The organism is Streptomyces xanthophaeus (assembly GCF_030440515.1).
Classification (GTDB): domain Bacteria; phylum Actinomycetota; class Actinomycetes; order Streptomycetales; family Streptomycetaceae; genus Streptomyces; species Streptomyces kutzneri.
Genome location: NZ_CP076543.1, coordinates 2671435 through 2696735 on the forward strand (window position 1 = coordinate 2671435; position 25301 = coordinate 2696735).

Here is a 25301-nt window from a genome sequence, read left to right on the forward strand (position 1 = left end):
ATCGATCCAGGGGAGTTGACCCGCATGTCCACCACGAAGCCCAACAGGCTCGCCCGCCGCCTCAAGTCCGCCGTCGCAGCAACGGCCCTCCTACTCGCCGGCGCCGTGGCCGCGCCGACCACTGCGCACGCCGCCCCGGCGAACCACTACTACATCGAGATCGGCGGTACCGGCGCGGCCGCGGAGGCGCCCGGGTGCACCACGAGCTTCGACGCCGCGAACAGGAATCTGAACGGGGGCATCGCGATTCCGGTCTGCTACGTGGCCAGCGGCGGCCCCTTCGTCGGCAGCCACAACGAACAACCGGCCCCCTTCGCACCGAGCTTCGGCGACAGCGTGAACCAGGGCTACTGGAACGCCCGGGCCGCCCTGGAGGAGGCCTACCGGAGCGACCCGACCGCCACCTTCACGATCGCCGGCTACTCCCAGGGCGCCTGGGTCGCCGACCTGTTGCTCCAGACGATCGCGGACAACGGCACCGAGGTGCCGCGCGACCGGGTCGACGGCATGCTCTACTCCGACCCGATGCAGCCCGGAACCGGTTTCTGGCGCCTGGTCCCCCAGGGGGTCCTCATCCCGTTCGTGGCGTACTCCCCCGGCACCGGGCCGGAGGACTTCCCCGGCGTCCCGGTCCAGCGCCACTGCATCAAGACCGACGGGGTCTGTGACGCGACGTCCCTGGACTCCTTCCCCGGCTTCCTGCAGCAGCACCCGCGTTACTTCCGGGAGGGCGAGATCATCGCGACCACCCTCGCCCAGCACGGCGGCAACGGGACCGTCTGGTACCCGGCGGCCTGACCGGGACGGCACGGCGCCGCGGCCCGCCCGGGGGGACGGGCCGCGGCGTCATGCCGTGAAGGGCGCCGTTCAGACGGTGGCGGCGGCCCGCGTCGTGGTCGCGATGGTGGCCGAGCCGACCACGCGGGTCCCGTCGTAGAGCACGATCGCCTGACCGGGGGCCACGCCCCGGACCGGCTCGGTGAAGGAGACGCGCAGCTCGCCGTCCACGACCTCGGCGAAGACCTCGGTCTCGCCGCCGTGGGCGCGCAGCTGGGCGGTGTAGGTGCCCGGGGCGGCGGCCACGGCTCCGCACCAGCGGGGGCGGATCGCGGTGAGGGCGGTGACGTCGAGGGCCTCGACGGGGCCGACGGTGACGGTGTTGTTCACCGGCGAGATGTCGAGGACGTAGCGCGGCTTGCCGTCGGGGGCGGGGTGGCCGATGCGCAGGCCCTTGCGCTGGCCGATGGTGAAGCCGAAGGCGCCCTCGTGGGTGCCTACCTTCTCGCCGGTCGCCTCGTCGACGATGTCGCCCTCGGCCTTGCCGAGGCGGTTCGCGAGGAAGCCCTGGGTGTCGCCGTCGGCGATGAAGCAGATGTCGTGGCTGTCGGGCTTCTTCGCGACGGCCAGCCCCCGCTCCTCGGCCTCGGCGCGGATCTCTTCCTTGGTGGTGAGGGTGTCACCGAGCGGGAAGAGGGCGTGGGCGAGCTGCTTCTCGTCGAGGACGCCGAGGACGTAGGACTGGTCCTTGGCCATGTCGGAGGCGCGGTGCAGCTCGCGGGAGCCGTCCTCGTTCAGCACGACGGTCGCGTAGTGGCCGGTGCAGACGGCGTCGAAGCCGAGCGCGAGGGCCTTGTCGAGCAGCGCCGCGAACTTGATCTTCTCGTTGCAGCGCAGGCACGGGTTCGGGGTGCGCCCTGCCTCGTACTCGGAGATGAAGTCCTCGACGACGTCCTCGCGGAAGCGCTCGGCGAGGTCCCAGACGTAGAACGGGATGCCGATGACATCGGCGGCCCGGCGGGCGTCACGGGAGTCCTCGATGGTGCAGCAGCCGCGGGCGCCGGTCCGGAAGGACTGCGGGTTCGCGGAGAGCGCCAGGTGGACGCCGGTCACGTCGTGCCCGGCTTCGACCGCGCGGGCGGCGGCGACGGCGGAGTCCACGCCCCCGGACATGGCGGCCAGGACGCGAAGGGGACGGGCGGTGCGCGGCAGGTTCTCAGTCATAGCACCGTCCAGAGTACGGGGGAACCGGGCGGGGTCACAGCGCGTTATCGGGGTACGGGGGGTGGATCACATCGTCGAGCAGGGGAACAAGGGGAAGAAGTCGCCGGGGCGGACCCGCAGGGCCGTGCTCTTCGGCGGGCTCGGGGTCTTCGCGGTTGCCGCGGTGGCCGGCCGGGAGGAGATCGGCCGTGCCTGGTGGCTGATACCGGGTGTGGACAAGCCGCGCAAGGAGGGCGAGCTGGACCACGCGGGCGCGAGCTGGACCTCGGCCTCGCCCGCGAACTGGCGCAAGGCGGACCGTCCGGCCGACTACCGGGTGGACCGGATCGTCGTGCATGTCACACAGGGCGGCTTCGAGTCCTCGGTGGACGCCTTCAAGAACCCGTGGCACAGGGCGTCGGCGCACTACATAGTGCGCGGGGACGGGCACGTGGAGCAGATGGTGCGCGAGCTGGACGTGGCCTTCCACTCGGGGAACCGCTCGATGAACGAGCGCAGTGTCGGCATCGAGCACGTGGGCTTCGTGGACCGCCCGCAGGACTTCACGGACGCGATGTACGCGGCTTCGGCCCGGCTGGCGGCCGACGTCTGCCGCCGGTACCGCATACCGGCGGACCGCACGCACATAGTCGGCCACTCCGAGGTGCCGGGCGCCGACCACACCGATCCCGGCCGCCACTGGGACTGGAACCGCTACATCGGCCTGATCCGGGCGGCCCTGGAGGCTCCTAGCTGAGGCCGGCCGTGCGGGCGCGCTCCACCGCCGGGCCGATGGCCGCGGCCAGGGCCGCGACGTCCTCCTTGGTGGAGGTGTGGCCGAGGGAGAAGCGCAGGGTGCCGCGGGCCAGCTGCGGGTCGGTGCCGGCGGCCAGCAGGACGTGGCTGGGCTGGGCCACGCCCGCCGTGCAGGCGGAGCCGGTGGAGCACTCGATGCCCTGGGCGTCGAGCAGGAGCAGCAGCGAGTCGCCCTCGCAGCCGGGGAAGCTGAAGTGGGCGTTGGCGGGAAGCCGCTCGTCGGGGTCGCCCCCGAGGACGGCGTCGGGCACGGCCGCGCGGACGGCGGCGACCAGCTCGTCGCGCAGGGCGCCGATCTCGGTGGCGAACCGCTCGCGCCGTTCGACGGCGAGGACGGCGGCCACGGCGAAGGCGGCGACGGCCGGCACGTCGAGGGTGCCGGAGCGGACGTGCCGCTCCTGGCCGCCGCCGTGCAGGACGGGTACGGGGCTCTGGTCGCGGCCGAGCAGCAGTGCGCCGATGCCGTAGGGGCCGCCGATCTTGTGGCCGCTGACGGTCATCGCGGCGAGGCCGCTGTCACCGAAGTGGACGTCGAGCTGACCGAAGGCCTGGACGGCGTCGGAGTGCAGCGGGATCCCGTACTCGCGGGCGATGGCGGCCAGTTCGCGGACCGGCATGACGGTCCCGATCTCGTTGTTGGCCCACATGACGGTGGCCAGGGCCACGTCGTCGGGGTTGCGCTCGACGGCTTCGCGGAAGGCGTCGGCGTGGACGCGCCCGTAGCGGTCCACGGGCAGGTACTCGACCTGTGCGCCCTCGTGCTCGGAGAGCCAGTGGACGGCGTCGAGCACGGCGTGGTGCTCGACGGGGCTGGCGATGACCCGGGTCCGGGCGGGGTCGGCGTCGCGCCGGGCCCAGTAGAGGCCCTTGACGGCGAGGTTGTCGGCCTCCGTGCCGCCGGCGGTGAAGACCACCTCGCTGGGGCGGGCGCCTACCGCCTCGGCGAAGGCCTCGCGGGCCTCCTCCACGGTACGGCGGGCCCGGCGGCCGGCGGCGTGCAGGGAGGAGGCGTTCCCCGTGGCGGCGAACTGCGCGGTCATCGCCGCGGCGGCCTCCGGCAGCATCGGGGTGGTGGCGGCGTGGTCGAGGTAGGCCATGATCCCCCGATTCTACGAGCCCGCCGGTGGCCCCTCGCCCCGCGGGACCCCACGATGGCCGGCAAGGCATCCCGGGCACCGCCGGACCGGTCGCCCCGGCCCGGTGCCGGGCCCGGCCCGGTGTGCCGGGCCCGGGCCGGCCTGTGTCAGGCCGGGCGCAGGGCGCGGGCCAGTTGGCGGGACTGCGCGACGAGGTGGTCCGAGGAGTCCCAGACCTCGGCGTCCTCCTCCAGGAAGCCGCCGGCCAGGTTGCGGGTGGTGATGGAGACCCGGAGCGGTCCGGGGGCCGGGCGGCGGCGGACGTGGGTGGTGAGTTCCACCGTCGGGGTCCAGGCCACCAGGCCCATGTCGAAGGCGGTCGGCGGCAGCGCGTCGACGGCCAGGAGCATGGAGAGCGGGTCGGCGTCGCGGCCGTCGGCCAGCTCGAACCAGGCCCGCATCTCGCCCTTGCCGGAGGGCGCGCCGACGGCCCATCCGGCGGTCGCCGGGTCCAGGCGGAGGCGGAGCCGGTCCACGATGGCGGAGCTGCCGGGGATCGGGGCCGGGCCGGCCTCGGGGCCGATGCAGTCCTCGTAGGCGGGAATGGCGGGCGGCACGGCGACGGTGCGTACGTCGTCCGGCAGGGCCGCGAGGTCGCCGTAGGAGGCGAGGACGCGGATGCGCTCGATCTCGGCGCCGCTCTCGTCGTACTGGAACAGCGAGGCCTGGCCGGTGGAGAGGGTGCGGCCGACGCGCACGACCTGGGTGCGGATCACGGCGGGGCCGGGCACGGAGGAGGTCAGGTAGTGCGCGGAGACGGTGAACGGGTCCGGGTGCGGGAGGGCCGCCGACAGGGCCCGGCCGACCAGGGCCAGCAGGTAGCCGCCGTTCACGGCGGCGATGATCGTCCAGCCGGCGGAGAGTTCCGCGTCGTACACCCCGGGCTCGCCCGCGCGTGCGGTGATGGCGGTGTCGCGGTCGAACTCACTGTCGCCGATGGATGCCTTGGCAGCTGCGTGTGACATGTAAACGACGGTACACGGGCTTGCTACTAAGCGGTAGCTTTCTTTTGTTACGGCTCTTCGGCCACCGACGACCGCCTGTTCCAGGCCAGCGGAGCCCGCCAGTGGTAGCGCATGGCGAGGAGGCGCAGGACGAAGGTGGTGACGATCGCGAGACCGGTGGTGATGCCGTTGAGGGCGTGCAGGCTGATGAAGACGGCCACCATCGAGGCGCCGACCAGCGCGGGGACGGCGTACATCTCGCGGTCGCGCAGCAGCGAGGGCACCTCGTTGACCAGCACGTCGCGCAGGACGCCGCCGCCGACGGCCGTGGTCACGCCGAGCGCCGCGGAGGCGGTCAGGCCGAGGCCGAACTCGTAGGCCTTGGTCGTACCCGTCACACAGAACAGCCCGAGGCCGGCCGCGTCGAAGACGTTGATGGCGTGGTTGATCCGCTGCACCTCGGGGTGCAGGAAGTAGACGATCGCGGCGGCGACCAGGGGGGTCACGAAGAAGCTGAGCTCACCGAAGGCTGCGGGCGGCACGGCGCCGATGACGATGTCCCGGAAGAGACCGCCGCCCAGGGCCGTGACGAGCGCGAGGACGGCGATGCCGAAGACGTCGAAGTTCTTGCGGACGGCGAGCAGGGCGCCTGCGGTGGCGAAGACGAAGATGCCGGCGAGGTCCAGGGCATGCTGGATCCCGGGCGGGAAGAGATCGTGGAGCACCGGGCCATTGTCACCTGCGGCGGGCTCGACGGAATGCGGGGCTCCACCGAGGCCGGTGTGCGGTGCGGCGTCGTTGCGGGGGCGCTGCCCCCGCACCCCCGCGCCTCACACGCCGGCGGGGCTGAAACAGCACGGCCCCGCCGGCGTACTCGTCACTCCGTGACCTTGGCCACCGCGTCCGCCGCGCCCGGCAGGGGCTGGTCGCCCGGCGCCTGGTCGGGGGCGTTCTCCGGGTGGTGGCAGGCCACCTGGTGGCCCGGCTTCAGCGCCAGCAGCGGCGGCTCCTGCGTCGCGCAGATCTGCGTGGCCTTCCAGCACCGGGTGTGGAAGCGGCAGCCGCTCGGCGGCGAGATCGGCGACGGGACGTCGCCCTTGAGCAGGATGCGGCCGCTCTTGGCGCCGCGCCGCCTCGGGTCGGGCACGGGCACGGCCGACATCAGGGCATTGGTGTAGGGGTGCATCGGCGCCCCGTACAGCCCCTTGTTGTCGGCCAGCTCGACCATCTTGCCGAGGTACATCACGGCGATGCGGTCCGAGACGTGCCGGATGACCGACAGGTCGTGCGCGATGATCACGTAGGTGAGCCCGAGCTCGTCCTGGAGGTCGTCCAGCAGGTTGACCACCTGGGCCTGGATCGACACGTCCAGCGCCGAGACGGGCTCGTCCGCGACCACCAGCTTCGGCTTCAGTGCGAGGGCCCGGGCGATGCCGATGCGCTGGCGCTGGCCGCCGGAGAACTCGTGCGGGTAGCGGTTGTAGTGCTCGGGGTTGAGGCCCACGAGCGAGAGCAGCCGCTGGACCTCCGCCTTGAGCCCGCCCTCCGGGGTGACCTTCTGGAGCTTGAACGGCGCGCTGACGATGGTGCCCACCGTGTGGCGGGGGTTCAGCGAGCCGTACGGGTCCTGGAAGATCATCTGCACGTCCCGGCGCAGCGGGCGCATGCCCGACACCCCGAGGTGCGTGATGTCCCTGCCCTCGAACTCGATGGAGCCGCCGGTCGGCTCCAGCAGCCGCGTGATCAGCCGGCCCATGGTCGACTTCCCGCAGCCGGACTCGCCGACGATGCCGAGGGTCTCCCCGCGCCGGACGTCGAAGTCGAGGCCGTCGACGGCCTTGACCGCGCCCACCTGGCGCCGGATCAGCCCCTTGGTGATCGGGAAGTGCTTCGTCAGGCCGGTGACCTTGAGCAGGACCTCGGGAGAGTCCTTGGCCTGCGCGGGAATGACCACCGATTCCGGCTTCTTCGTGTCAGGCGTCTCGGTCACAGCTTCGGCGCAATCTCTTCGGTCCAGATCCGGGTCCGCTCGTCCTGCGACATGTGGCAGGCGGACCAGTGGCGGCTGTCGTCCTGGGTGAGCTCGGGCCGGACCGTACGCGTCACGTTGCCCTTGGGCACATCGGCGTACGGGCAGCGCGGGTTGAAGGCGCAGCCGTCGGGGATGTTGATGAGGCTGGGCGGGGAGCCCTTGACCGGGATGAGGCGCTCGCTCTGCTCGCGGTCGATGCGCGGCATCGAGCCCAGCAGGCCCCAGGTGTAGGGGTGGCGGGGCTCGTAGAAGACCTTCTCGGCGGTGCCCCGCTCGACGCACCGGCCGCCGTACATCACGAGGATCTCGTCGGCCATCTCCGCGACCACGCCCAGGTCGTGCGTGATCATGATGACGGCGGAGCCGAACTCCTTCTGCAGATCACGGATCAGGTCCAGGATCTGCGCCTGCACGGTGACGTCCAGGGCCGTGGTCGGCTCGTCCGCGATCAGCAGGTCGGGGTTGTTGACCAGCGACATCGCGATCATCGCGCGCTGGCGCATGCCGCCGGAGAACTGGTGCGGATAGTCGTTCACGCGCTTGCCCGGCTCGGGGATGCCCACCCGGTCGAGCATCTCGACGGCCCGCTTGCGCGCCGTCTTCTTGTCCACGTCGTTGTGGACGCGGTACGCCTCCACGATCTGGGCGCCGATCGTGTAGTACGGGTGCAGCGCGCTCAGCGGATCCTGGAAGATCATCGCCATGTCGCGGCCCCGCAGCCGGCGCACCTCCTCGGGATCGGCGGACAGCAGTTCCCTGCCCCCGAGCCAGATCTCGCCCGACATCTCGACGTTGGAGCGGTCGGCGTTGCCCGCGCGGTGCAGGCCCATGACGGCCAGCGAGGTGACCGACTTGCCGGAGCCGGACTCGCCCACGATGCCGAGGGTCTGGCCCTTCTCCAGCTGGAAGGAGAGCCCGTCGACGGACTTGACCACGCCGTCGTCGGTGGGGAAGTGGACCTTGAGGTCGCGTACGTCGAGGAAGGCCTCGGAGGGAGGGCCGTCGCCCGGTCCCGCCACCAGCGCCGTGGCGGTCGCGGTGTGCGCGCCGCGGTCGGCGGCGTCGGTCGCGCCGGCCTCGTTCCCCTTCGGAGTCGGATCGGTCACGACAGCCTCACCCTCGGGTCGATGATGGCGTAGACGAGGTCCACCACCAGGTTGCACAGCACGATGAAGGCTCCGGCGAAGAGGGTCACCCCGAGGATCTTCGGCAGGTCGTTCACCGCGATGGCGTGGTACGCGTACTCACCGATGCCGTGGTACGAGAAGACCGTCTCGGTGACGATGGCGCCGCCGAGGAGCAGCCCGAAGTCCATGCCGAAGATGGTCACGATCGGGGTCAGCGCGGAGCGCAGCCCGTGGCGGGTGATGACCACCCGTTCGCGCAGGCCCTTGGCGCGCGCGGTGCGGATGTAGTCCTCACTCATGGTCTCCAGCATTCCGGCCCGGGTGAGCCGGGCGTAGAGCGCGGAGTAGAGGAAGGCCAGCGTGCTCCAGGGCAGGACCAGCCCCTGGAACCAGGCGGCCGGATCCTGGGAGAAGTCCACGTACACATTGGTGAACACGGGCCAGTTGAAGACGAAGACGGCCAGCGAGAGCGTGCCGGTGAAGAACATCGGCAGCGAGACGCCGGCGAGGGCCACGCCCATCGCGAGCCGGTCGAAGAGCGAGCCCGGCCGCAGGGCCGAGACCACGCCCGTGGTCACGCCGGTGATCAGCCAGATGACGGCCGCTCCCAGGGTGAGGGAGGCGGTGATGGGCAGCCGGTTGACGATGTCGGGCCAGACCTCGACGTGGTCCTTGAAGGAGTAGCCGAGGCAGGGGGCGCTGCACTGCGAGGGGTCGGGGCCGTAGTTGAACTCGCGGCCCGCGAAGATGCCCCGCAGGAAGTCCCAGTACTGCGCGTACAGGGGCTGGTCGAAACCGAGGTTCTTCTTGACCGCGGCGATGGACTCGGGCGAGGGGTTCTTGCCCACGTACTGGGTGGCCAGCGAGTCGGCCGTGCCGCCGGCCAGCCGGGGCAGCAGGAAGAAGATCGCGAAGGTGATCGCGCTGACAACGAGCAGCAGGAACACCGCGGCGAACAGCCGCCGGACGATGTACACAAACACGGGGGTCGGCTTCGGCGTCCGCCGGTCCGCCCCGCACCCCGGTCGGGGGCGCGGGACGGACCGGCGCGCGCACTGCTGCCTTCACCTGCCTTCCACGGTTCTGGCAGATCTGGCTGAGAGGGTCGAACTGCCTGAGGACTTGACGTCCGGGGTTACTTCAGGCCGATGTTGAGGTAGTCGTACTGACCGCTCCACGCCGGGTTGGAGACCACGTTGGTGAGCTTGGGCGAGCGGTAGTGCAGGACCTTGAAGTAGGTCAGGGGCACGATGACCGCCTGGTCCATGACCTTCTTGTCGATCTCGCCGTAGACCTTCTCGCGGGCGGCGGAGTCGGTGTTGGCGATGTTGTCGTTCAGCATCTTGTTGATCTCGGGGTCGTTCAGCTGCGACAGGTTGGTGTTGCCCGTCTTGCTGATCGAGTCACCGTGGACGACCTGCTGGAGGAAGCCGAAGCCGCTCGGCCAGTCGGCGCCCCACTGCATCATCATGAGGCCGATCTTGTTGTCCTCGGTGAACTTCGGGACGCCCGCGTAGTCGCTGAAGTACTTGCCGGCCGGGAACTGCTGGATCTTGACCGTGATCCCGATCTTCTTCAGGGACGCCTGGATGGCCGTGGCCATGTCGACCTCGCCGGCGCGGTCGTTGCGCGCGGTGATGGTGGTCTCGAAGCCGTTCGGCTGGCCGCAGGCGGTCAGCGCGGCCTTGGCCTTGGCCTCGTCACCCTTGTCGTCCGGGGTCTTGTAGGTGTTGAAGTCCACGTGACCGGGGATGTCGGTCGGCAGGACGGTGCTGGCGATGGCGCCTCGGATGGGGCCGCCGAAGGCGGTCTGCACCGACACCTTGTCGATCGCGTACTGGACCGCCTTGCGGCACTCGACGTTGTCGAAGGGCGCCACCTTGGTGTTCATCGCCATGTAGACCAGGCGACCACCCTCGGCGTTGTCGGTGTTGGGGTCCTTCGAGGTCAGCAGCTCGGTCTGGGTCTGCTGGGCCACACCGTTGCCGACGATGTCGATGTGGGTGTTGCCGGCCTTCAGGTTGGAGTCGATCGTCTCCTGGTTGACCTTCAGCTTGACGACGATCTTCTCCGGGAGCTGCTTGCGCAGCGGGTCCGTGGAGGCGTCCCAGTTGGGGTTGCGGACCAGGACGGCCTGCTTGTCGTGCTCGTAGCTCTCGAACATGTACGAGCCCGAGGAGACGATGTTCTTCACATAGTCCGCGCCGTTGTCCTTGGCCTTCGGCACGGGGGCCGACTGCGGGTTCGCCAGCAGGTAGTCGAACTCGGCGAAGGGCTGCTTCAGCTTGAAGATGATCGTCTGGTCGTCGGGGGTCTCGATGGACTGCAGTCCGGTGTCGGACTTGTCCTTGTACGGGCCCTCGTACGGGGTCTCGTTGTTCTTGAGGTACTGCGCGAGGTAGTTCGGGCCGTTGGAGTGCACGTCACGGGCGAAGTTGCTGCGCTCGACCGCGTACTTGACGTCCTTGGAGGTGACCGTGGAGCCGTCGCTGTACTTGACGCCCTTGCGCAGCTTGTACGTCCAGGTCGCGCCGCCGTCGCTCGGCACGCCGAGGCTCTCGGCGAGGTCCGGGACCACCTTGTTGCCCTCGGCGCCCGGGGCGGGCGCGAAGGTGGTCAGCGGACGGGCGTACAGGCGGCTGAAGTTGAAGACGAAGCCGTAGTACGTGTTGCCGGGGTCGAAGGAGTCGGGGGTGTCGGACGCCTCGTAGACGACCGTCCCGCCCTTCTTGTCCGAGGCGTTGACCACGGCCTTGACGGCGGCGTTGGCACCTGCCGACTTGTCGTCGCCGCCGGTCTTGTCACCACCATTGCAGGCGGAGGCGGTGAGGGCGACGGTGATGGCGGCGGCAAGCACCGCGGCTGTTCTCGACCTGCTTCTCATGGCGGAGTGATGCCCCCTGATTCGGAGTGATGGTGGGTACTGGCGGAGCCTCGGCCGGGTGCCCGAGGAACGGGAGGGTCAGCGCGAGCTCTTGGGGTCCAGGGCGTCGCGCAAGCCGTCGCCGAGGAGGTTGAAGGCGAGCACGGTGACGAAGATCGCCATGCCCGGGACGACCATGAACATCGGGTCGACCTTGTAGTAGGCCACGGCGGAGCTGAGCATTCCGCCCCATGAGGCCTGCGGCGGCTGGATACCCACGCCGAGGAAGCTCAGGGAGGCCTCGAAGAGGATGTTGGTCGGGATGAGCAGCGTGGAGTAGACGAGGATCGGCGCCATCAGGTTCGGCAGCAGCTCGCGGAAGACGATGAAGGGGCCGCGGGCGCCGAGGCTGCGGGCCGCGTCGACGAACTCCCGCTCGCGCAGGGAGAGCGTCTGGCCGCGCACGATGCGTCCGATGTAGGGCCAGCTGAAGAAGCCGATCACGAAGATCAGCACGCTGATGTGCAGCGGCAGTCCTTCGAGGCCGAAGGCCCCGCCCTGGAGGGCGGCCGAGATGGAGATCGCGAAGAGCAGCAGCGGGAAGGCGAGGAAGGTGTCCATCATGCGGCTGATCACCGTGTCGGCCCAGCCTCCGTAGTACCCGGCGATGACGCCCAGCACGGAGCCGATGAACACCGAGAGCACGGTCGATCCGAAGGCGACCAGCAGGGAGACCCAGGAGCCTTCCAGGATGCGGGTGGCGATGTCGCGGCCGAACTTCGGCTCCACGCCCAGCGGGTGCTCCCAGCTGATGCCGCCGAAGGAGCCCACGGGGGTGGCCAGGGAGGGATCGATGAGGTCCTGGTGCAGGGCGTCGGGGTCCAGCCCGAAGATCCACTGGATCGGCTGCGAGAGCATGGCCAGGACCACCAGCAGCAGCACGACCACGCCGCCGGCCATCGCCACCTTGTCGCGCTTGAGTCTGGTCCACGCGATACGGCCGAGCGAGCGTCCCTCGATCGCCTTGCGCGGAACCTCGGAGGTGGCCACGGCTGCGGGCTCGGCCGCGCTGGTGTCCTGCAGTGGTGCCGTCATCGTGGTGGGACCCCTCTCGGCCGACATCGGTCGGCCCATGCCCGCCGCTGTGGCGGCTTGGTTCAATCGGCGTCGCTGGTGGTGCGATCGGCACGAAATGTGCCGGAAGTGCACGTGAAGAGCTGGTGTTTGCGAGATGGACCGGCCTTCGGTGGGGTGGAGTCTTCAACGCCCTCTCAAGCGCCCGCCAGACCCCCCGGGGATGTGATGCGCAACCGTGATCTACGCCTACACCTTCCGTTATCCGAACCCCGGGATCTGTTGAGCGGTGAAACACCGCCCGTTCTCCACGGAACGGACATCCGTCCCAACTGCCCTTTCGGGCACGGATCCTGGGCGGATTCACCGGATATGCCGAAGGCCGCACCGATGGGATCGGTGCGGCCTTCGAGAGGGATGTCTCGATATGCGGATATCGGGTCAGTACGCCGGCGCCTGACCCTCACGGTCGTAGAAGGGCCGGGTCTGCGCGCGCAGCCACATGGCGACGGGGTCGTGCTCGTCCCCGAGTGCGACCGTGCACACCGGGACGCCCTCGGGGACCACCCCGACGGACTGCCGCATCATCTCCCGTACGGATTCCAGCGCGGGCGCGGAGGCGTCGTACAGGTCGAGCCCGACCGCGAGGTACGGGGAGCCGAGCGCGGGCTGCACCCACGCGCGGCGCAGCGACCGCACGGCCGGGGTGCGGTGGGCGTGCTGGGTCAGCAGCCCGTAGAACTGCGGGAGCTCGATCGCGGGCTCGGAGAGGCGCAGCGGGCCGGCCGGCATCCGGTCCAGGCCGGTGGCGATCCGGCGCAGGTCGGCCCAGGGCACGCCGAGGCCGCCGCCCTGGGCGTGCGGGTTGAGCCACAGGCCCCAGCGGTCCGGGTACAGCGCGCGGGCGATGTCCCGCCCGGTGACCACCTCGTAGCCCCGGTTCCAGCCGCTGGCGGCCAGCTCCTGGGGGGAGGTGACGCAGGGCGCGTAGCCGAGGCTCTCGACCTCCATACCGCCGTACTGGGCGTCCGGGGAGCCCGGCTGCCCCTGCCAGAGCAGCATCCACAGCCGGCCCTCGGAGAGGGCGTGCAGGAGTGACTCGTAACTCTCGTAGCGCCCGGGAGTCACCTGGCGCATCATGTGCTCGACCTGCCCGGCCGCGGCCGTGCCTGACGCACTCACCCGGAACCCCTCTTCGTCCGCCCGTCGCTCCACGCGTGTCCTCCGAACCGGCAGTCGCGCGTGCGGCCAGGAGATGTAACCAGCTTAAGCGGCCCTACGGCAGGTAGAAGGGGCGTACGCGCTCACGAATCCAGTCCGTGACCGGGTCCTGGACGGCGTCCAGCAGGATCAACTGCACCGGCCACGGCGGCGGGACACGGGTCAGGGCCCTTCCGAGGGCCTCCATCGGCGCGGCCTGCATCTCGGGTTCCCATCCCACCAGGCGGACACCGACGAACAGCTGGGGCGCCCCGCCCTCGACGCTGGCGAGGCAGCGGTGCGCGGCGGCGACCACCCCGGTGGCCCGGAACTCCTCGGTGGCGGCGGCGAGGAAATCGACCGGATCGTCCTGCCAGTCGGGCTCGAAGAGCCGTACCCGGCCACCGGTGGCCGGGCCGTCGAGCGGGGTCCGGCCGCTGCGGCAGAGCTCCGCGACGGCGGGCGGCGGGAGCGGTACGCCGACGGCGCCCTCGGGATTCAGGGCGATGCCGAGCTGCGGGGGCAGGCCGCGGGCGAACTCGACGGCGGGAGCCACCGCGAAGTCCATGCCGGGGCCGACGCAGGCGAGGAACTGGGCCTCGGAGCTGTAGACCGGGACGTACGCCGCCCCGCCGATGTCCATGGTGGGCAGGTCGAGGCCGGCCGTCGTCGGGGTGCCCCCGCCCGGCAGGGGCACCCATACCTGGCTGCGCCCGAGGACCTCCAGGATCCGCCCCCCGGCGTCCGGCTGCCCGAGCGCTGCCCCGAGCACCTGCTCCAGCTCATTCCCCGGCCAGCCGCTGCCCTGCATCTGCCCCTGCCTCTGTCTTGTTTCCCGCGCGTGTCGCCCCGCAGGGTACCGGCCCCGAGCGCGGCCGCGCCGCCGGGGTTCGCCCGGCACCGAAAAGAGCCGGGGCTCCGCCCCGAACGCCGCGTCCCGAACGCCGGCGGGGCTTGCTTTCGGTCCGGCCTGCGCCCGCTGCCGGGGCCGGTTGCCGCGCAGCGGCACATCCGGCCCCTCCGGCGTTCGAGGAGCGGGTCCGGGCAGAGCCCGGAAGCGGCGCCGCACCAGGCCTGATCCGGTCAGGCGGTGAAGGCTATGCGGGTCACCGTCGCGGCCGAGGCCCGGTCCAGCAGGGTCGCCGACGCGCAGCCCGCGGGCGGGCGGCCCGCTTCGGCCTCGCGGAGCAGCCGGGTCACCGCGCCGCGGTGGCGGGCGAAGGCGTAGGCGGAGACCCGGCGGCCGCGCGCGGCCTGACCGGAGAGGGCCTCCTCGGGGCTGCTGTCCAGCAGGAGCAGGTGCAGCGCCCGGCCCCGGCGGCGCGCGGCGGCCGCGAGCAGGCCGCGTACCCAGGCCTGCGTACCGCAGTCGTGGACGACCACGGAGGCCCCGGAGCGCAGGATCCGCCACAGCCCCCAGTAGTGCGCGGCGCGCACCAGCGGCCGGTACACCGCGTACGGCAGGGCCGCGGGCATGCGGCGCTCCCAGCGTTCGCGGGTGTCCTGGGAGTCCACGGCCCCGCCCTCGGCGGCCGCCCGCCTGATCAGCGTGCTCTTGCCGCCGCCGGGCAGGCCGGACACCACGACGATGTCCCCGTCCGCGAAGCCGAGCCGGCGGGGGGCGCGCGCGGCCGGGCCGCGCAGGTCGCGTACGAGGCCGAGGCCGGTGTCGGCCGCCCGGCCGCGCCCGCGCGCGCCGCGCTGCGCGGGTACCGCCTCCACCGTTCCCGTCGTCGTCACCACTCCGAATCTCCGCACAGTGTTCGCCTCCCCCGAATCGGGTCACCAGGACCCTTGCCCACTGAGTGTAAAGAGACGGTAATCCGGCGGCCCCGGTTCCGGTCCGGCCCTTCGGAGGGCCGTACGAACTTTCGGACCCCGCCGCCCGATCTCGGGCATGGCGTGCAATGATGTGCGCCATCTGGACCAACTGCATACCGGCCGCTTGAATCCGCGCGGGAGAGTCCCGGCACGCCGCAAGGCCGTGCGCGGGCGCCGAAGGAGCAAGAACCTCCCTTGAATCTCTCAGGCCCCGTACCGCGTGGATGAGGCAGATCTGAAAAGCGAGCTGCTGCGCAGCTCCACCCAAGGTGCAAGTCGATGAGAAGAACCGGCGATCTGCTGATCGGCGGAACTCTCGGCGAACCTCTCAGGTTCCGATGACAGATGGGGAGGAACGTCCTCGTCATGTCATGTCGATGCCCTGGGACCCGGGAGCCACACCCATGAGCACTGCCCCCCGCCTGACCGCCCTCGATGCGCTGCACCGCTCGCTCGGTGCGACCATGACCGATTTCGCGGGCTGGGACATGCCGCTGCGGTACGCCAGCGAGCGCGACGAGCACAACGCCGTACGCACCAAGGCCGGTCTCTTCGACCTGTCCCACATGGGCGAGATCACGCTGACCGGCCCCGAGGCCGTCAAGGCCCTGGACTACGCGCTGGTCGGCAACATCTCCACCGTCGGTGTCGGCCGCGCCCGCTACACGCACATCTGTCAGGAGGACGGCGGGATCGTCGACGACCTGATCGTCTACCGCCTCGGCGAGACCGAGTACATGGTCGTCGCCAACGCCTCCAACGCCCAGGTCGTCCTGGACGCCCTGACCGAGCGCGCCGCCGGCTTCGACGCCGTGGTCCGCGACGACCGCGACGCGTACGCGCTGCTCGCCGTGCAGGGCCCGGAGTCCCCCGGCATCCTGGCGTCCCTGACCGACGCCGACCTGGACGGCCTGAAGTACTACGCCGGCCTGCCGGGCACCGTCGCGGGCGTGCCCGCGCTGATCGCGCGCACCGGCTACACCGGCGAGGACGGCTTCGAGCTGTTCGTCGCCCCCGAGCACGCCGTGGAGCTGTGGCAGGCGCTGACCAAGGCGGGCGAGGGCGTCGGCCTGGTCCCGGCCGGCCTGTCCTGCCGCGACACCCTGCGCCTGGAAGCGGGCATGCCGCTGTACGGGCACGAGCTGACCACCTCCCTCACCCCGTTCGACGCGGGCCTGGGCCGGGTCGTGAAGTTCGAGAAGGAGGGCGACTTCGTCGGCCGCGCCGCGCTGGAGTCCGCCGCCGAGCGCGCCGCCACGAACCCGCCGCGCAAGCTGGTCGGTCTGATCGCCGAGGGCCGCCGCGTCCCGCGCGCCGGCTTCCCGGTCGTCGCCGACGGTCAGGTCATCGGCGAGGTCACCTCCGGCGCCCCGTCCCCGACGCTGGGCAAGCCGATCGCGATGGCGTACGTGGACGCGGCGCACGCCGCGCCCGGCACGTCCGGCGTCGGCGTCGACATTCGCGGTACGCATGAGCCGTACGAGGTCGTGGCGCTGCCGTTCTACAAGCGGCAGAAGTAGCCCCACGCACCACGTCCGCCGTCCGGGAACCCGTACGGCGCCGTCTCAGTACCCAAGACCGCAGTTCGTATCCACTCCCCCGCATCCAGGAGAATCAGGTCATGAGCAACCCCCAGCAGCTGCGTTACAGCAAGGAGCACGAGTGGCTGTCGACCGCCGAGGACGGCGTCGCGACGGTCGGCATCACGGAGTTCGCGGCCAACGCGCTCGGTGACGTGGTCTACGCCCAGCTCCCCGCGGTCGGCGACACGGTGACCGCGGGCGAGACCTGTGGCGAGCTTGAGTCGACCAAGTCGGTCAGCGACCTGTACTCCCCCGTCACCGGCGAGGTCGTCGAGTTCAACCAGGACGTCGTGGACGACCCGGCGCTCGTCAACACCGCTCCGTTCGAGGGTGGCTGGCTGTTCAAGGTGCGCACCGCGGAGGAGCCGGCCGACCTGCTCTCCGCCGAGGAGTACGCCGCGCTCACCCACTCCGACAACTGACACCCCAGGGGATCCTGATGTCTGTTCTCAACACCCCTCTGCACGAGCTCGACCCGGACGTCGCCGCCGCCGTCGACGCCGAGCTCGCGCGCCAGCAGTCCACCCTGGAAATGATCGCGTCGGAGAACTTCGCTCCGGTCGCCGTCATGGAGGCCCAGGGCTCGGTCCTGACCAACAAGTACGCCGAGGGCTACCCGGGCCGCCGTTACTACGGTGGCTGCGAGCACGTCGACGTCGTCGAGCAGATCGCGATCGACCGCATCAAGGCGCTGTTCGGCGCCGAGGCCGCGAACGTCCAGCCGCACTCCGGTGCGCAGGCCAACGCCGCCGCGATGTTCGCGCTGCTGAAGCCGGGCGACACGATCATGGGCCTCAACCTGGCCCACGGCGGTCACCTGACCCACGGCATGAAGATCAACTTCTCCGGCAAGCTCTACAACGTGGTCCCGTACCACGTCGACGAGACCGGCGAGGTGGACATGGCCGAGGTCGAGCGCCTCGCCAAGGAGTCCAAGCCGCAGCTGATCGTCGCCGGCTGGTCCGCCTACCCGCGCCAGCTGGACTTCGCCGCCTTCCGCCGCATCGCGGACGAGGTCGGCGCGTACCTGATGGTCGACATGGCGCACTTCGCCGGCCTCGTCGCCGCCGGTCTGCACCCGAACCCGGTGCCGCACGCCCACGTCGTCACCACCACCACGCACAAGACCCTCGGCGGTCCGCGCGGCGGTGTCATCCTGTCGACGCAGGAGCTGGCCAAGAAGATCAACTCCGCGGTCTTCCCGGGTCAGCAGGGCGGCCCGCTGGAGCACGTGATCGCGGCCAAGGCGGTCTCCTTCAAGGTCGCGGCCTCGCCGGAGTTCAAGGAGCGCCAGGAGCGCACCCTGGAGGGTGCGAAGATCCTCGCCGCCCGCCTGGTCCAGGACGACGTCAAGGCCGTGGGCGTGGACGTCCTCACCGGTGGCACCGACGTGCACCTGGTCCTGGTCGACCTGCGCAACTCCGAGCTGGACGGCCAGCAGGCCGAGGACCGCCTCCACGAGGTCGGCATCACGGTCAACCGCAACGCCATCCCGAACGACCCGCGGCCGCCGATGGTCACCTCGGGTCTGCGGATCGGTACGCCGGCCCTGGCCACCCGCGGTTTCGACGCCGAGGCCTTCACCGAGGTCGCCGAGATCATCGCGCAGGCGCTGAAGCCGGCCTACGACAGCGAGGCCCTGAAGGCTCGCGTCTCCGCGCTCGCCGCGAAGTTCCCGCTGTACCCGACGCTCTAGGGCAACGGCTTGGGCGGGCCCGGCCTTGTTCCGCACAGGGCCGGGCCTTTTCCGTGGTCCGGGGCGCGGTCCTCGACGTCAGGGCCGCGAAAGACGCCGTACAGGCCGGCGTAACCGAGCCCCTCACGAACTGACGTACGCTGATGAACCGGGCAAGGGCGCCCACGAGGTGATCTTTGCCCGCAATCCCTGCAAAGTCCGCACCCTCCGTCGGCCGCCTCGCTACGCTGCGAGAGCGACTGGACGGTCCGTTCCCCGCCACCGCGGGGATGACCCGGGAGTCCGCTAACGTGGCCATTTCCGTTTTCGACCTCTTCTCGATCGGCATCGGTCCGTCCAGCTCGCACACCGTGGGTCCGATGCGGGCCGCGCGCATGTTCGTGATGCGGCTGAAGAAGGACGGCGTGCTGGCCCAGACCACCTCCGTCCGTGCCGAGCTCTTCGGATCCCTCGGCGCGACCGGTCACGGTCACGGCACCCCCAAGGCGGTGCTGCTCGGTCTGGAGGGCCACTCCCCCCGCACGGTGAACGTCGAGACCGCCGACGACGAGGTCGAGCGCATCCGCAAGAGCGGCCGGCTGCGGCTGCTGGGCGCGGAGATAGGCGACGTCCACGAGATCGCCTTCGACGAGCCGAACCAGCTGATCCTGCACCGCCGGCGCTCCCTGCCGTACCACGCGAACGGCATGACGCTCTTCGCGTACGACAGCGCCGGCAACCCGCTGCTGGAGAAGACCTACTACTCGGTCGGCGGCGGCTTCGTCGTGGACGAGGACGCGGTCGGCGAGGACCGGATCAAGCTCGACGACACGGTGCTGAAGTACCCCTTCCGCTCCGGCGACGAGATGCTGCGCCTGGCGAACGAGACCGGTCTGTCGATCTCCTCGCTGATGCTGGAGAACGAGAAGGCCTGGCGCACAGAGGACGAGATCCGCGAGGGCCTCCTGGAGATCTGGCGCGTCATGCAGTCCTGCGTCTCGCGCGGCATGTCCCGTGAGGGCATCCTCCCCGGCGGTCTGCGGGTCAAGCGCCGGGCCGCCGCCACGGCGCGCCAGCTGCGCACCGAGGGCGACCCGATGCTGCACCGCAGCGAGTGGGCCACCATCTACGCGATGGCGGTGAACGAGGAGAACGCGGCCGGCGGCCGTGTGGTGACCGCGCCGACCAACGGCGCCGCGGGCGTCCTGCCCGCCGTGCTCCACTACTACATGAACTTCGTGCCGGGCGCGGACGAGGACGGCGTGGTCCGCTTCCTCCTCGCCGCGGGCGCGATCGGCATGCTGTTCAAGGAGAACGCCTCGATCTCCGGCGCCGAGGTCGGCTGCCAGGGCGAGGTGGGCTCCGCCTGCTCGATGGCGGCCGGCGCCCTCGCCGAGGTCCTCGGCGGCACCCCGGAGCAGGTCGAGAACGCGGCCGAGATCGGCATGGAGCACAACCTCGGCCTGACCTGCGACCCGGTCGGCGGCCTGGTGCAGATCCCCTGCATCGAGCGCAACGGCATGGCGGCGGTCAAGGCCGTCACCGCGGCACGGATGGCGATGCGCGGCGACGGCAGCCACAAGGTGTCCCTCGACAAGGTCATCAAGACCATGAAGGAGACCGGCGCCGACATGAAGGTCAAGTACAAGGAGACCGCCCGCGGCGGCCTCGCGGTCAACGTCATCGAGTGCTGACGCGCACCGCGTGACACGAGAGGGGCCCGGCGCGTGCGCCGGGCCCCTCTTTTCCGTCCACGGATCCGGGGAACGGACGCGAGCGGAACCGGAACCGTGCGATCCCCGGGGGCGTCCTCGGTAGTGCCACCAGTCCCCGTCTCTCGAGAAACGAGGGGACGTCATGATCCACGCCCGTCTCCGGCAGTTCGTGGCCCTGGCAACCGGCGCCCTGCTCGCCGCCTGCCTCTCCTTCGCCGCACCTGCCTCGGCCTCCACCACCGTCGCCACCGCGACCCCGGCCCCGACCCCGCTCGTGGTCAACGCCCGCTGGGCCGGTCACCCCACGTACGACCGCATCGTCATCGACCTCCAGGGCTACGCCCCCGCGGTCACCGTCACTCCCGTCCCGCACCTGGTCTACGACGGCTCCGGCAAGCCCGTGCCGCTGCCCGGGAAGTACTTCCTGGAGATCCGGCTCCACCCCGCCGCCGCGCACGACGACGCGGGGAACAACGTCTACCAGGGGCCCAAGCTGCAGAAGATCAACCTCGGCAAGCTCAAGGGCATCGCCCTGACCGGCGACTACGAGGGGTACGTGACCTTCGGCGCCGCTTTCGACACCCTGCCGTACTACCGCGCGTTCCCCCTGCACTCGCCGGAGCGGTTCGTCGTGGACATCGCGCACTGAACCGGTGCCGGTACGGCGGGGCCCGGGGCGCGCGAGCCCCGGGCCCCGCCGCTGCCCGGGGCCGTCACCTGCGCCAGAACAGGTGGTGCGTCACCCCGCTCGCGCTGGGCACGACGTCGAGGTGGAACCGGTCGAGCAGCTCTTCGGGGGACTCCCAGAGCCTGACCCCGGCTCCGATCTCCACCGGCGCGACCGCCACGTGCAGGGTGTCGACGAGATCGGCGTCGAGGAACTCGCGGATGGTGGTGGCCCCGCCGCCGAGCCGGACGTCCTTGCCCTGCGCTGCTTCCCGCGCCCCGTCGAGGACCGTGGCCGGGTCGGCGTCGACGAAGTGGAAGGTGGTGTCGGAGAGCGTGAACGAGGGACGCGGGTGGTGGGTCATGACGAACACGGGGGTGTGGAACGGGGGCTCCTCGCCCCACCAGCCGCGCCACTCGTGGTCGGCCCAGGGCCCGCGCTGGGGGCCGAACTTGTTGCGGCCCATGATCTCGGCGCCGATGTTGTGCGTGAAGTCCCGGGTGAAGTAGTCGTCGAGACCCCGGCTCCCTCCGGGGTCGGTGCGGTTGGGCCAGCTCGCGGTGGCTCCGGCCCAGAAGAACAGCTCGCCGGGGTCGGCGTGGCCGAACGGCCGCGCGAGGCTCTGGTGCTCACCGGCACCGAATCCGTCGCGCGAAACGGTGAAGTTCTGGACTCTCAGCAGTTGCTCCACGGGCTTCCTCCAGTCGTGTCGTCCACCATGGGACCGCCACGGAACGCGGAACTCATCGGTGTTCGGGGTTGGGGAAGTCCGAGCGGCAGCCCGCGTCCCACTGTGCGCGCTGGTTGCCGTGCGGCGGGATGCCGCCCGAGCGCTTGAGCAGGGCGGCCAGGTGCATGAGGTTCCAGGACATGAAGGCGGTGTTGCGGTTGGTGAAGTCGTTCGCGGGGCCGCCCGAGCCGGGGTCCAGGTAGGAGGGTCCGGGCCCGGCCTCGCCGATCCAGCCCGCGTCGGCCTGCGGCGGAATCGCGTAGCCGAGGTGCTGGAGGCTGTAGAGGATGTTCATGGCGCAGTGCTTGACGCCGTCCTCGTTGCCGGTGATCAGTGCGCCGCCGACCCGCCCGTAGTAGGCGTACTGGCCCCGCTCGTTCAGCAGCGAGGAGCAGGCGTAGAGCCGCTCGATGACCTGCTTCATCACGGAGCTGTTGTCGCCGAGCCAGATGGGGCCGCACAGGACGAGGATGTCGGCGTCCATGATCCGGCTGTAGAGGACCGGCCACTGGTCGCTCTCCCAGCCGTGCTCGGTCATGTCGGGCCAGACCCCGGTCGCGATGTCGTGGTCGACGGCGCGGACGAGGGAGGTCCGGGTGCCGGCCGATTCCATGACCCTGCGGCTCCGGTCGATCAGGCCCTCGGTGTTGCTGGTCTCGGGTGAGCGTTTGAGCGTGCAGTTCACGTAGAGGGCGGTCAGGTCCGAGTAGTCGTATTCGGCAGCCACACCCCCAGCCTCGCCACGGCAGGTCGGGGCCGCCAGCGGGCCGCACCCGTCCGGGGGCGGCCCTGCGGAGGCGGCGTCGGGGCCGGCGCCGCCGCAAACCTAGGATGGCGCCATGTCGCTGCCGCACGCCATCCTCACCGCCCTGCTGGAGAAGCCCTCGTCCGGGCTGGAGCTGACCCGGCGGTTCGACAAGTCGATCGGGTACTTCTGGTCGGCGACGCACCAGCAGATCTACCGCGAGCTGGGGCGGCTGGAGGAGTCCGGGCTGATCCGGGAGCTGCCGAGCGAGGTGCCCGTGCGCGGGCAGAAGAAGGAGTACGAGGTGCTGCCCGCCGGCGGCGCGGAGCTGGCCCGGTGGGTCGGCGAGAGCCAGGACCCCAAGCCGATGCGCGACCCGCTGTTGCTGCGGATCCGCGCGGCGGGTGTCGTGGGGCCGCAGGGGCTCGGCCCCGAGCTGCGGCGCCATCTGGAGCTGCACCGGCGCCAGCTCGCGCAGTACGAGGCCATCGAGGAGAAGGACTTCCCGCCGGACCGGGACGCCGTGGAGGACCGGCTGCGGCGGCTCGTGCTGCACGGCGGGATCGCCCTGGAGACGTTCTGGCTGCACTGGCTGGAGGAGGCCCTGGGCGAGGTCGAGGACATGTCCGGACCGCAGGCCTGACGCCCGCAGGGCCGGGACGGCCGCGCCCGGCGCCGGACGCACGCTGCCGCCCCGCTCCGGCGGTCCGGGGCGGGGCGGCAGCGGAGGGACTACTTGTTCAGGGAGGCCCAGAACTCGTCGAAGCTCAGCAGGCCGTCGCCGTTCGCGTCCTTGGAAGCGATCACGGCGTCCGCGACGGGGCCGGTGACGAACGGGTCGCCCATGGCCGCCATGGCCGCCTTGAACTCGTCGGCCGTGACGAAGCCGTCACCGTTCACGTCGAACTTGCCGAACGTCGTCCGTGCGCTCTCGATGTCCGCCACTGGGTCCACTCCTTCTTGATGCCTTGTTGACCGGCTCAGGGTAGCGGCCGTCCCGGCCCGCGCCCGCCCCGGGTCCCGTTCGAGCGGCAGAAACGATTTCAATTACCGCCCCGTAATACGGAATCGATAATTCCGACCGAACAAATCAAGATTCCACTTGTCACACTCCGGGGCCACGGCATAACGTACTGGCATTGCCGCCACACCAGGAGCGCAGGGCTCCCAGGGACAAGTGGCAACAAGGGCGATCAATCAGATGACAATCACAGCTGATGCATCATTCGAAGTTCTGCCCTTCACCCGCACCTGCCGACATATCTGGGAAGACGGCGACCATGTGCTCATCGGCGTGAGTCCCGGAAACAGCTATTTCAGCGCCGACCGCATCGCCGGCCTGGCCCGATGGGCCACGGCCCGGTTCGCACAGGTCGACTTCGTCTACGCGGACCTCCACGTGGACCGGATGTTCGCCGCCTTCGGGCACACCCGGGAGCACGCGGAGAGGCGCGCGGCGAAAGAGATCAAGGCGGTGCGCCGGCGGATCCTCAAGGGCGTGGCGGAATCAGAGCCTCCACAGACGGAAATCCGCGTTCGGGCACTTTCCGAATTCCAGTCGAACCCCGTCTACCAACTACTGCACCGACGTGTCCTGCATTTCCTGGAGACCGACGACGAATTCCGTAAGGGTTGCGAGGAAATGGCCCTGCATTTCGTCGGCTCCAAGTTGCCGGAAGGTGAATCGATCACGGCCGAGCAGTTGCGCGTCTGTTTCGATTACATGGCGGCCGAGCTGCCGTTCTTCGTGGACACCCCGAGCATTCTCGACGTGCCGTCCTCGGTGGCGGCCTACCACGTCAGGATGCCGCTGACCGATGTCCTGTTCGCACGCGGCGGGGGCCTGCGCGCGACCCGCAACCAGGCGTACGCCGTCGTACGGCCCGAGGCCACCGCGCCCGGGAACACCGCGGACCACGCACCGACCGGAAGGACCGCCGATGAGCGTCGAGCAGCTTGAGGGCCCGGGGTCCGCGGAGCGGCCGCTCCTGGACTTCCCGCTCTCCCGGCGCGGTGACGTGCTCCCGCAGGAGTGCGCCTGGCTGCGCGAGAAGGCGCCGGTCGCCCGGGTCCGCACCCTCACCGGGGACCCGGCCTGGCTGGTGAGCAGCTACGCGCTGGCCAAGCAGGTGCTGGAGGACGAGCGCTTCAGCCTCAAGGACACGGCGAACGCCGGGGTCCCGCGCCAGTACGCGCTGACGATCCCGCCCGAGGTCGTCGACAACATGGGCAACATCAACAGTGCCGGACTGCGCAACGCCGTGATGAAGGCGCTGAACCCCCGCCAGAAGGGGCTGCGGGACCTGCTGCGCGCCCGGGCCGGCGAGCTCGTCGACGCGCTCGTGGCGGAGGGCGGCCCGGTCGATCTCCGGGCGGGCTTCGCCGACCCGTTCTCGGCGGCGCTGCACTGCCAGGTGCTGGGGGTGCCGTTCGAGGACCGGCGCCGGCTGATGTCGGGCCTGGACGTCGCGTTCATGACCGCGCGCGAGCCGTTCGCCGACTCCGCCCTCAACTGGTACAAGGACGTGGGCTACTTCGCCGAGCGACTGAACGACCAGCTCGCGCTGGCCCCCGAGGAGCGTACGGGGCTCCTCGGCAGGTTCGCCGGGCTGAAGGAGGCGGACCCGGAGTCGGCGCACCTGACCGACGACATGTTCGCGACGGTCGCCGTCTCCCTCTTCGGTGCGGGCGCGGTCTCCACCTCCGCGTTCCTGACGCTCGCGGTGCTCGCGCTGCTCCAGCGGCCCGAGCTGATCGGGTACCTGCGCCGGCACCCGGAGCGCATGGCCGGGGCGGTGGAGGAACTGCTGCGCTGGAACCTGTCCGTCGGCGACGGCCTGCCGCGCATCGCCCTCGCGGACATCCGGGTCGGTGACGTGCTGGTGAAGGAGGGTGAGCTCGTCCTCGTCCTCCTGGAGGGGGCCAACTTCGACCCGGAGGCCTTCGAGCGTCCGGACGAGCTGGACCTGGAGCGCGAGAGCGCCAATCCCCACCTCGCCTTCGGCGCCGGCCGGCACTTCTGCCCGGCGTCCGCGCTGGGCCGGGCCCATGCCGAGATCGCACTGGAGGTGCTGGTCGACCGGCTGCCCGGGCTGCGGCTCGCGGTGCCCTCCGAGAACCTCGTCTGGCGTACGGGCTTCATCAAGCGACTTCCGGAGCGTCTTCCGGTCGCCTGGTAGCCCGTGGTCCGGCG

The 25301-nt window shown here is 70.7% G+C and carries 25 protein-coding genes and 1 riboswitch; of the genes, 10 read left to right on the forward strand and 15 right to left on the reverse strand.

The annotated features are described in order from the left end of the window. The first annotated feature begins 24 nt into the window (after positions 1-24). Positions 25-798, forward strand: a complete 774-nt coding sequence (locus tag KO717_RS11295; RefSeq protein WP_301366354.1) for a PE-PPE domain-containing protein — start codon at positions 25-27, stop codon at positions 796-798. Between the two features lie 69 nt (positions 799-867). On the opposite strand, the gene mnmA is transcribed toward KO717_RS11295, so the two are convergent. Continuing rightward, positions 868-2001, reverse strand: coding sequence for a tRNA 2-thiouridine(34) synthase MnmA (gene mnmA / locus KO717_RS11300; protein WP_030725384.1), 1134 nt, complete (start codon positions 1999-2001; stop codon positions 868-870). A 61-nt stretch (positions 2002-2062) separates the two neighbouring features. Between mnmA and KO717_RS11305 the strand changes: the two genes are divergently transcribed. Further along, positions 2063-2737 (forward strand): N-acetylmuramoyl-L-alanine amidase, encoded by a 675-nt coding sequence (locus KO717_RS11305; protein WP_301366355.1) that lies wholly within the window; start codon positions 2063-2065, stop codon positions 2735-2737. On the opposite strand, the gene KO717_RS11310 is transcribed toward KO717_RS11305, so the two are convergent. The 11 genes from KO717_RS11310 to KO717_RS11360 all read right to left on the reverse strand — a co-directional run bounded on the left by KO717_RS11310 (position 2730) and on the right by KO717_RS11360 (position 14912). Further along, the gene (locus tag KO717_RS11310; RefSeq protein WP_301366356.1) at positions 2730-3893 is read right to left on the reverse strand and encodes a cysteine desulfurase family protein; all 1164 of its coding nucleotides are present in this window, start codon (positions 3891-3893) and stop codon (positions 2730-2732) included. The two genes, KO717_RS11305 and KO717_RS11310, sit on opposite strands and share 8 nt — an antisense overlap. A 146-nt stretch (positions 3894-4039) precedes the next feature. Next, on the reverse strand, positions 4040-4897 hold the full coding sequence (locus tag KO717_RS11315) for a thioesterase family protein (RefSeq protein WP_189742916.1): 858 nt from the start codon (positions 4895-4897) through the stop codon (positions 4040-4042). 47 nt (positions 4898-4944) lie between these two features. Beyond that, positions 4945-5601 (reverse strand): trimeric intracellular cation channel family protein, encoded by a 657-nt coding sequence (locus tag KO717_RS11320; protein WP_301366357.1) that lies wholly within the window; start codon positions 5599-5601, stop codon positions 4945-4947. Between the two features lie 152 nt (positions 5602-5753). Then, a complete protein-coding gene (locus KO717_RS11325; protein WP_301374469.1) occupies positions 5754-6830 on the reverse strand; it encodes an ABC transporter ATP-binding protein in 1077 nt (358 codons plus the stop codon). Between the two features lie 32 nt (positions 6831-6862). Continuing rightward, positions 6863-7930, reverse strand: coding sequence for an ABC transporter ATP-binding protein (locus tag KO717_RS11330; protein ID WP_301374470.1), 1068 nt, complete (start codon positions 7928-7930; stop codon positions 6863-6865). An 80-nt stretch (positions 7931-8010) separates the two neighbouring features. Then, positions 8011-9018, reverse strand: a complete 1008-nt coding sequence (locus tag KO717_RS11335) for an ABC transporter permease (protein WP_301366358.1) — start codon at positions 9016-9018, stop codon at positions 8011-8013. A 152-nt stretch (positions 9019-9170) separates the two neighbouring features. Continuing rightward, entirely contained in the window at positions 9171-10919 is a 1749-nt protein-coding gene (locus KO717_RS11340) for an ABC transporter substrate-binding protein (RefSeq protein ID WP_301366359.1), read from the reverse strand. Between the two features lie 78 nt (positions 10920-10997). After that, positions 10998-11993, reverse strand: coding sequence for an ABC transporter permease (locus tag KO717_RS11345; protein WP_301366360.1), 996 nt, complete (start codon positions 11991-11993; stop codon positions 10998-11000). A 420-nt stretch (positions 11994-12413) separates the two neighbouring features. Further along, complete coding sequence (locus KO717_RS11350; protein ID WP_301366361.1) at positions 12414-13154, reverse strand: enhanced serine sensitivity protein SseB C-terminal domain-containing protein; 741 nt, start codon at positions 13152-13154, stop codon at positions 12414-12416. Between the two features lie 94 nt (positions 13155-13248). Beyond that, positions 13249-13983, reverse strand: a complete 735-nt coding sequence (locus KO717_RS11355; protein WP_301366362.1) for an enhanced serine sensitivity protein SseB — start codon at positions 13981-13983, stop codon at positions 13249-13251. Between the two features lie 272 nt (positions 13984-14255). Then, the gene (locus KO717_RS11360; RefSeq protein WP_301366363.1) at positions 14256-14912 is read right to left on the reverse strand and encodes an AAA family ATPase; all 657 of its coding nucleotides are present in this window, start codon (positions 14910-14912) and stop codon (positions 14256-14258) included. A 206-nt stretch (positions 14913-15118) separates the two neighbouring features. After that, a riboswitch (glycine riboswitch) is annotated at positions 15119-15222 on the forward strand. Between the two features lie 175 nt (positions 15223-15397). Here KO717_RS11360 and gcvT point away from each other — a divergent pair. The 5 genes from gcvT to KO717_RS11385 all read left to right on the forward strand — a co-directional run bounded on the left by gcvT (position 15398) and on the right by KO717_RS11385 (position 20615). Then, positions 15398-16513, forward strand: coding sequence for a glycine cleavage system aminomethyltransferase GcvT (gcvT, locus tag KO717_RS11365; RefSeq protein ID WP_301366364.1), 1116 nt, complete (start codon positions 15398-15400; stop codon positions 16511-16513). A gap of 101 nt (positions 16514-16614) precedes the next feature. Beyond that, the gene (gene gcvH / locus KO717_RS11370) at positions 16615-16998 is read left to right on the forward strand and encodes a glycine cleavage system protein GcvH (RefSeq protein WP_301366365.1); all 384 of its coding nucleotides are present in this window, start codon (positions 16615-16617) and stop codon (positions 16996-16998) included. A gap of 17 nt (positions 16999-17015) precedes the next feature. Further along, positions 17016-18272 carry a serine hydroxymethyltransferase gene (glyA, locus tag KO717_RS11375; protein WP_301366366.1) on the forward strand — a complete coding sequence of 419 codons (1257 nt, stop codon included), beginning with the start codon at positions 17016-17018 and terminating at the stop codon, positions 18270-18272. Positions 18273-18562: 290 nt separating this feature from the next. Beyond that, the gene (locus tag KO717_RS11380) at positions 18563-19945 is read left to right on the forward strand and encodes an L-serine ammonia-lyase (protein WP_301366367.1); all 1383 of its coding nucleotides are present in this window, start codon (positions 18563-18565) and stop codon (positions 19943-19945) included. A 163-nt stretch (positions 19946-20108) separates the two neighbouring features. Beyond that, a complete protein-coding gene (locus tag KO717_RS11385) occupies positions 20109-20615 on the forward strand; it encodes an AMIN-like domain-containing (lipo)protein (RefSeq protein WP_301366368.1) in 507 nt (168 codons plus the stop codon). A 64-nt stretch (positions 20616-20679) separates the two neighbouring features. Here KO717_RS11385 and KO717_RS11390 read toward each other — a convergent pair whose 3' ends face one another. Then, complete coding sequence (locus KO717_RS11390; protein ID WP_301366369.1) at positions 20680-21324, reverse strand: dihydrofolate reductase family protein; 645 nt, start codon at positions 21322-21324, stop codon at positions 20680-20682. A gap of 52 nt (positions 21325-21376) precedes the next feature. Beyond that, entirely contained in the window at positions 21377-22090 is a 714-nt protein-coding gene (locus tag KO717_RS11395) for a flavodoxin family protein (RefSeq protein ID WP_301366370.1), read from the reverse strand. Between the two features lie 112 nt (positions 22091-22202). Between KO717_RS11395 and KO717_RS11400 the strand changes: the two genes are divergently transcribed. Beyond that, positions 22203-22751, forward strand: a complete 549-nt coding sequence (locus KO717_RS11400) for a PadR family transcriptional regulator (RefSeq protein WP_301366371.1) — start codon at positions 22203-22205, stop codon at positions 22749-22751. A gap of 89 nt (positions 22752-22840) precedes the next feature. Here KO717_RS11400 and KO717_RS11405 read toward each other — a convergent pair whose 3' ends face one another. Next, positions 22841-23053 carry an EF-hand domain-containing protein gene (locus tag KO717_RS11405; RefSeq protein ID WP_030009288.1) on the reverse strand — a complete coding sequence of 71 codons (213 nt, stop codon included), beginning with the start codon at positions 23051-23053 and terminating at the stop codon, positions 22841-22843. A 256-nt stretch (positions 23054-23309) separates the two neighbouring features. Between KO717_RS11405 and KO717_RS11410 the strand changes: the two genes are divergently transcribed. Next, positions 23310-24068 (forward strand): tRNA-dependent cyclodipeptide synthase, encoded by a 759-nt coding sequence (locus KO717_RS11410; protein WP_301366372.1) that lies wholly within the window; start codon positions 23310-23312, stop codon positions 24066-24068. Continuing rightward, on the forward strand, positions 24049-25287 hold the full coding sequence (locus KO717_RS11415) for a cytochrome P450 (RefSeq protein ID WP_301366373.1): 1239 nt from the start codon (positions 24049-24051) through the stop codon (positions 25285-25287). The genes KO717_RS11410 and KO717_RS11415 overlap by 20 nt, the downstream gene beginning before the upstream one ends. Positions 25288-25301 lie beyond the last annotated feature (14 nt).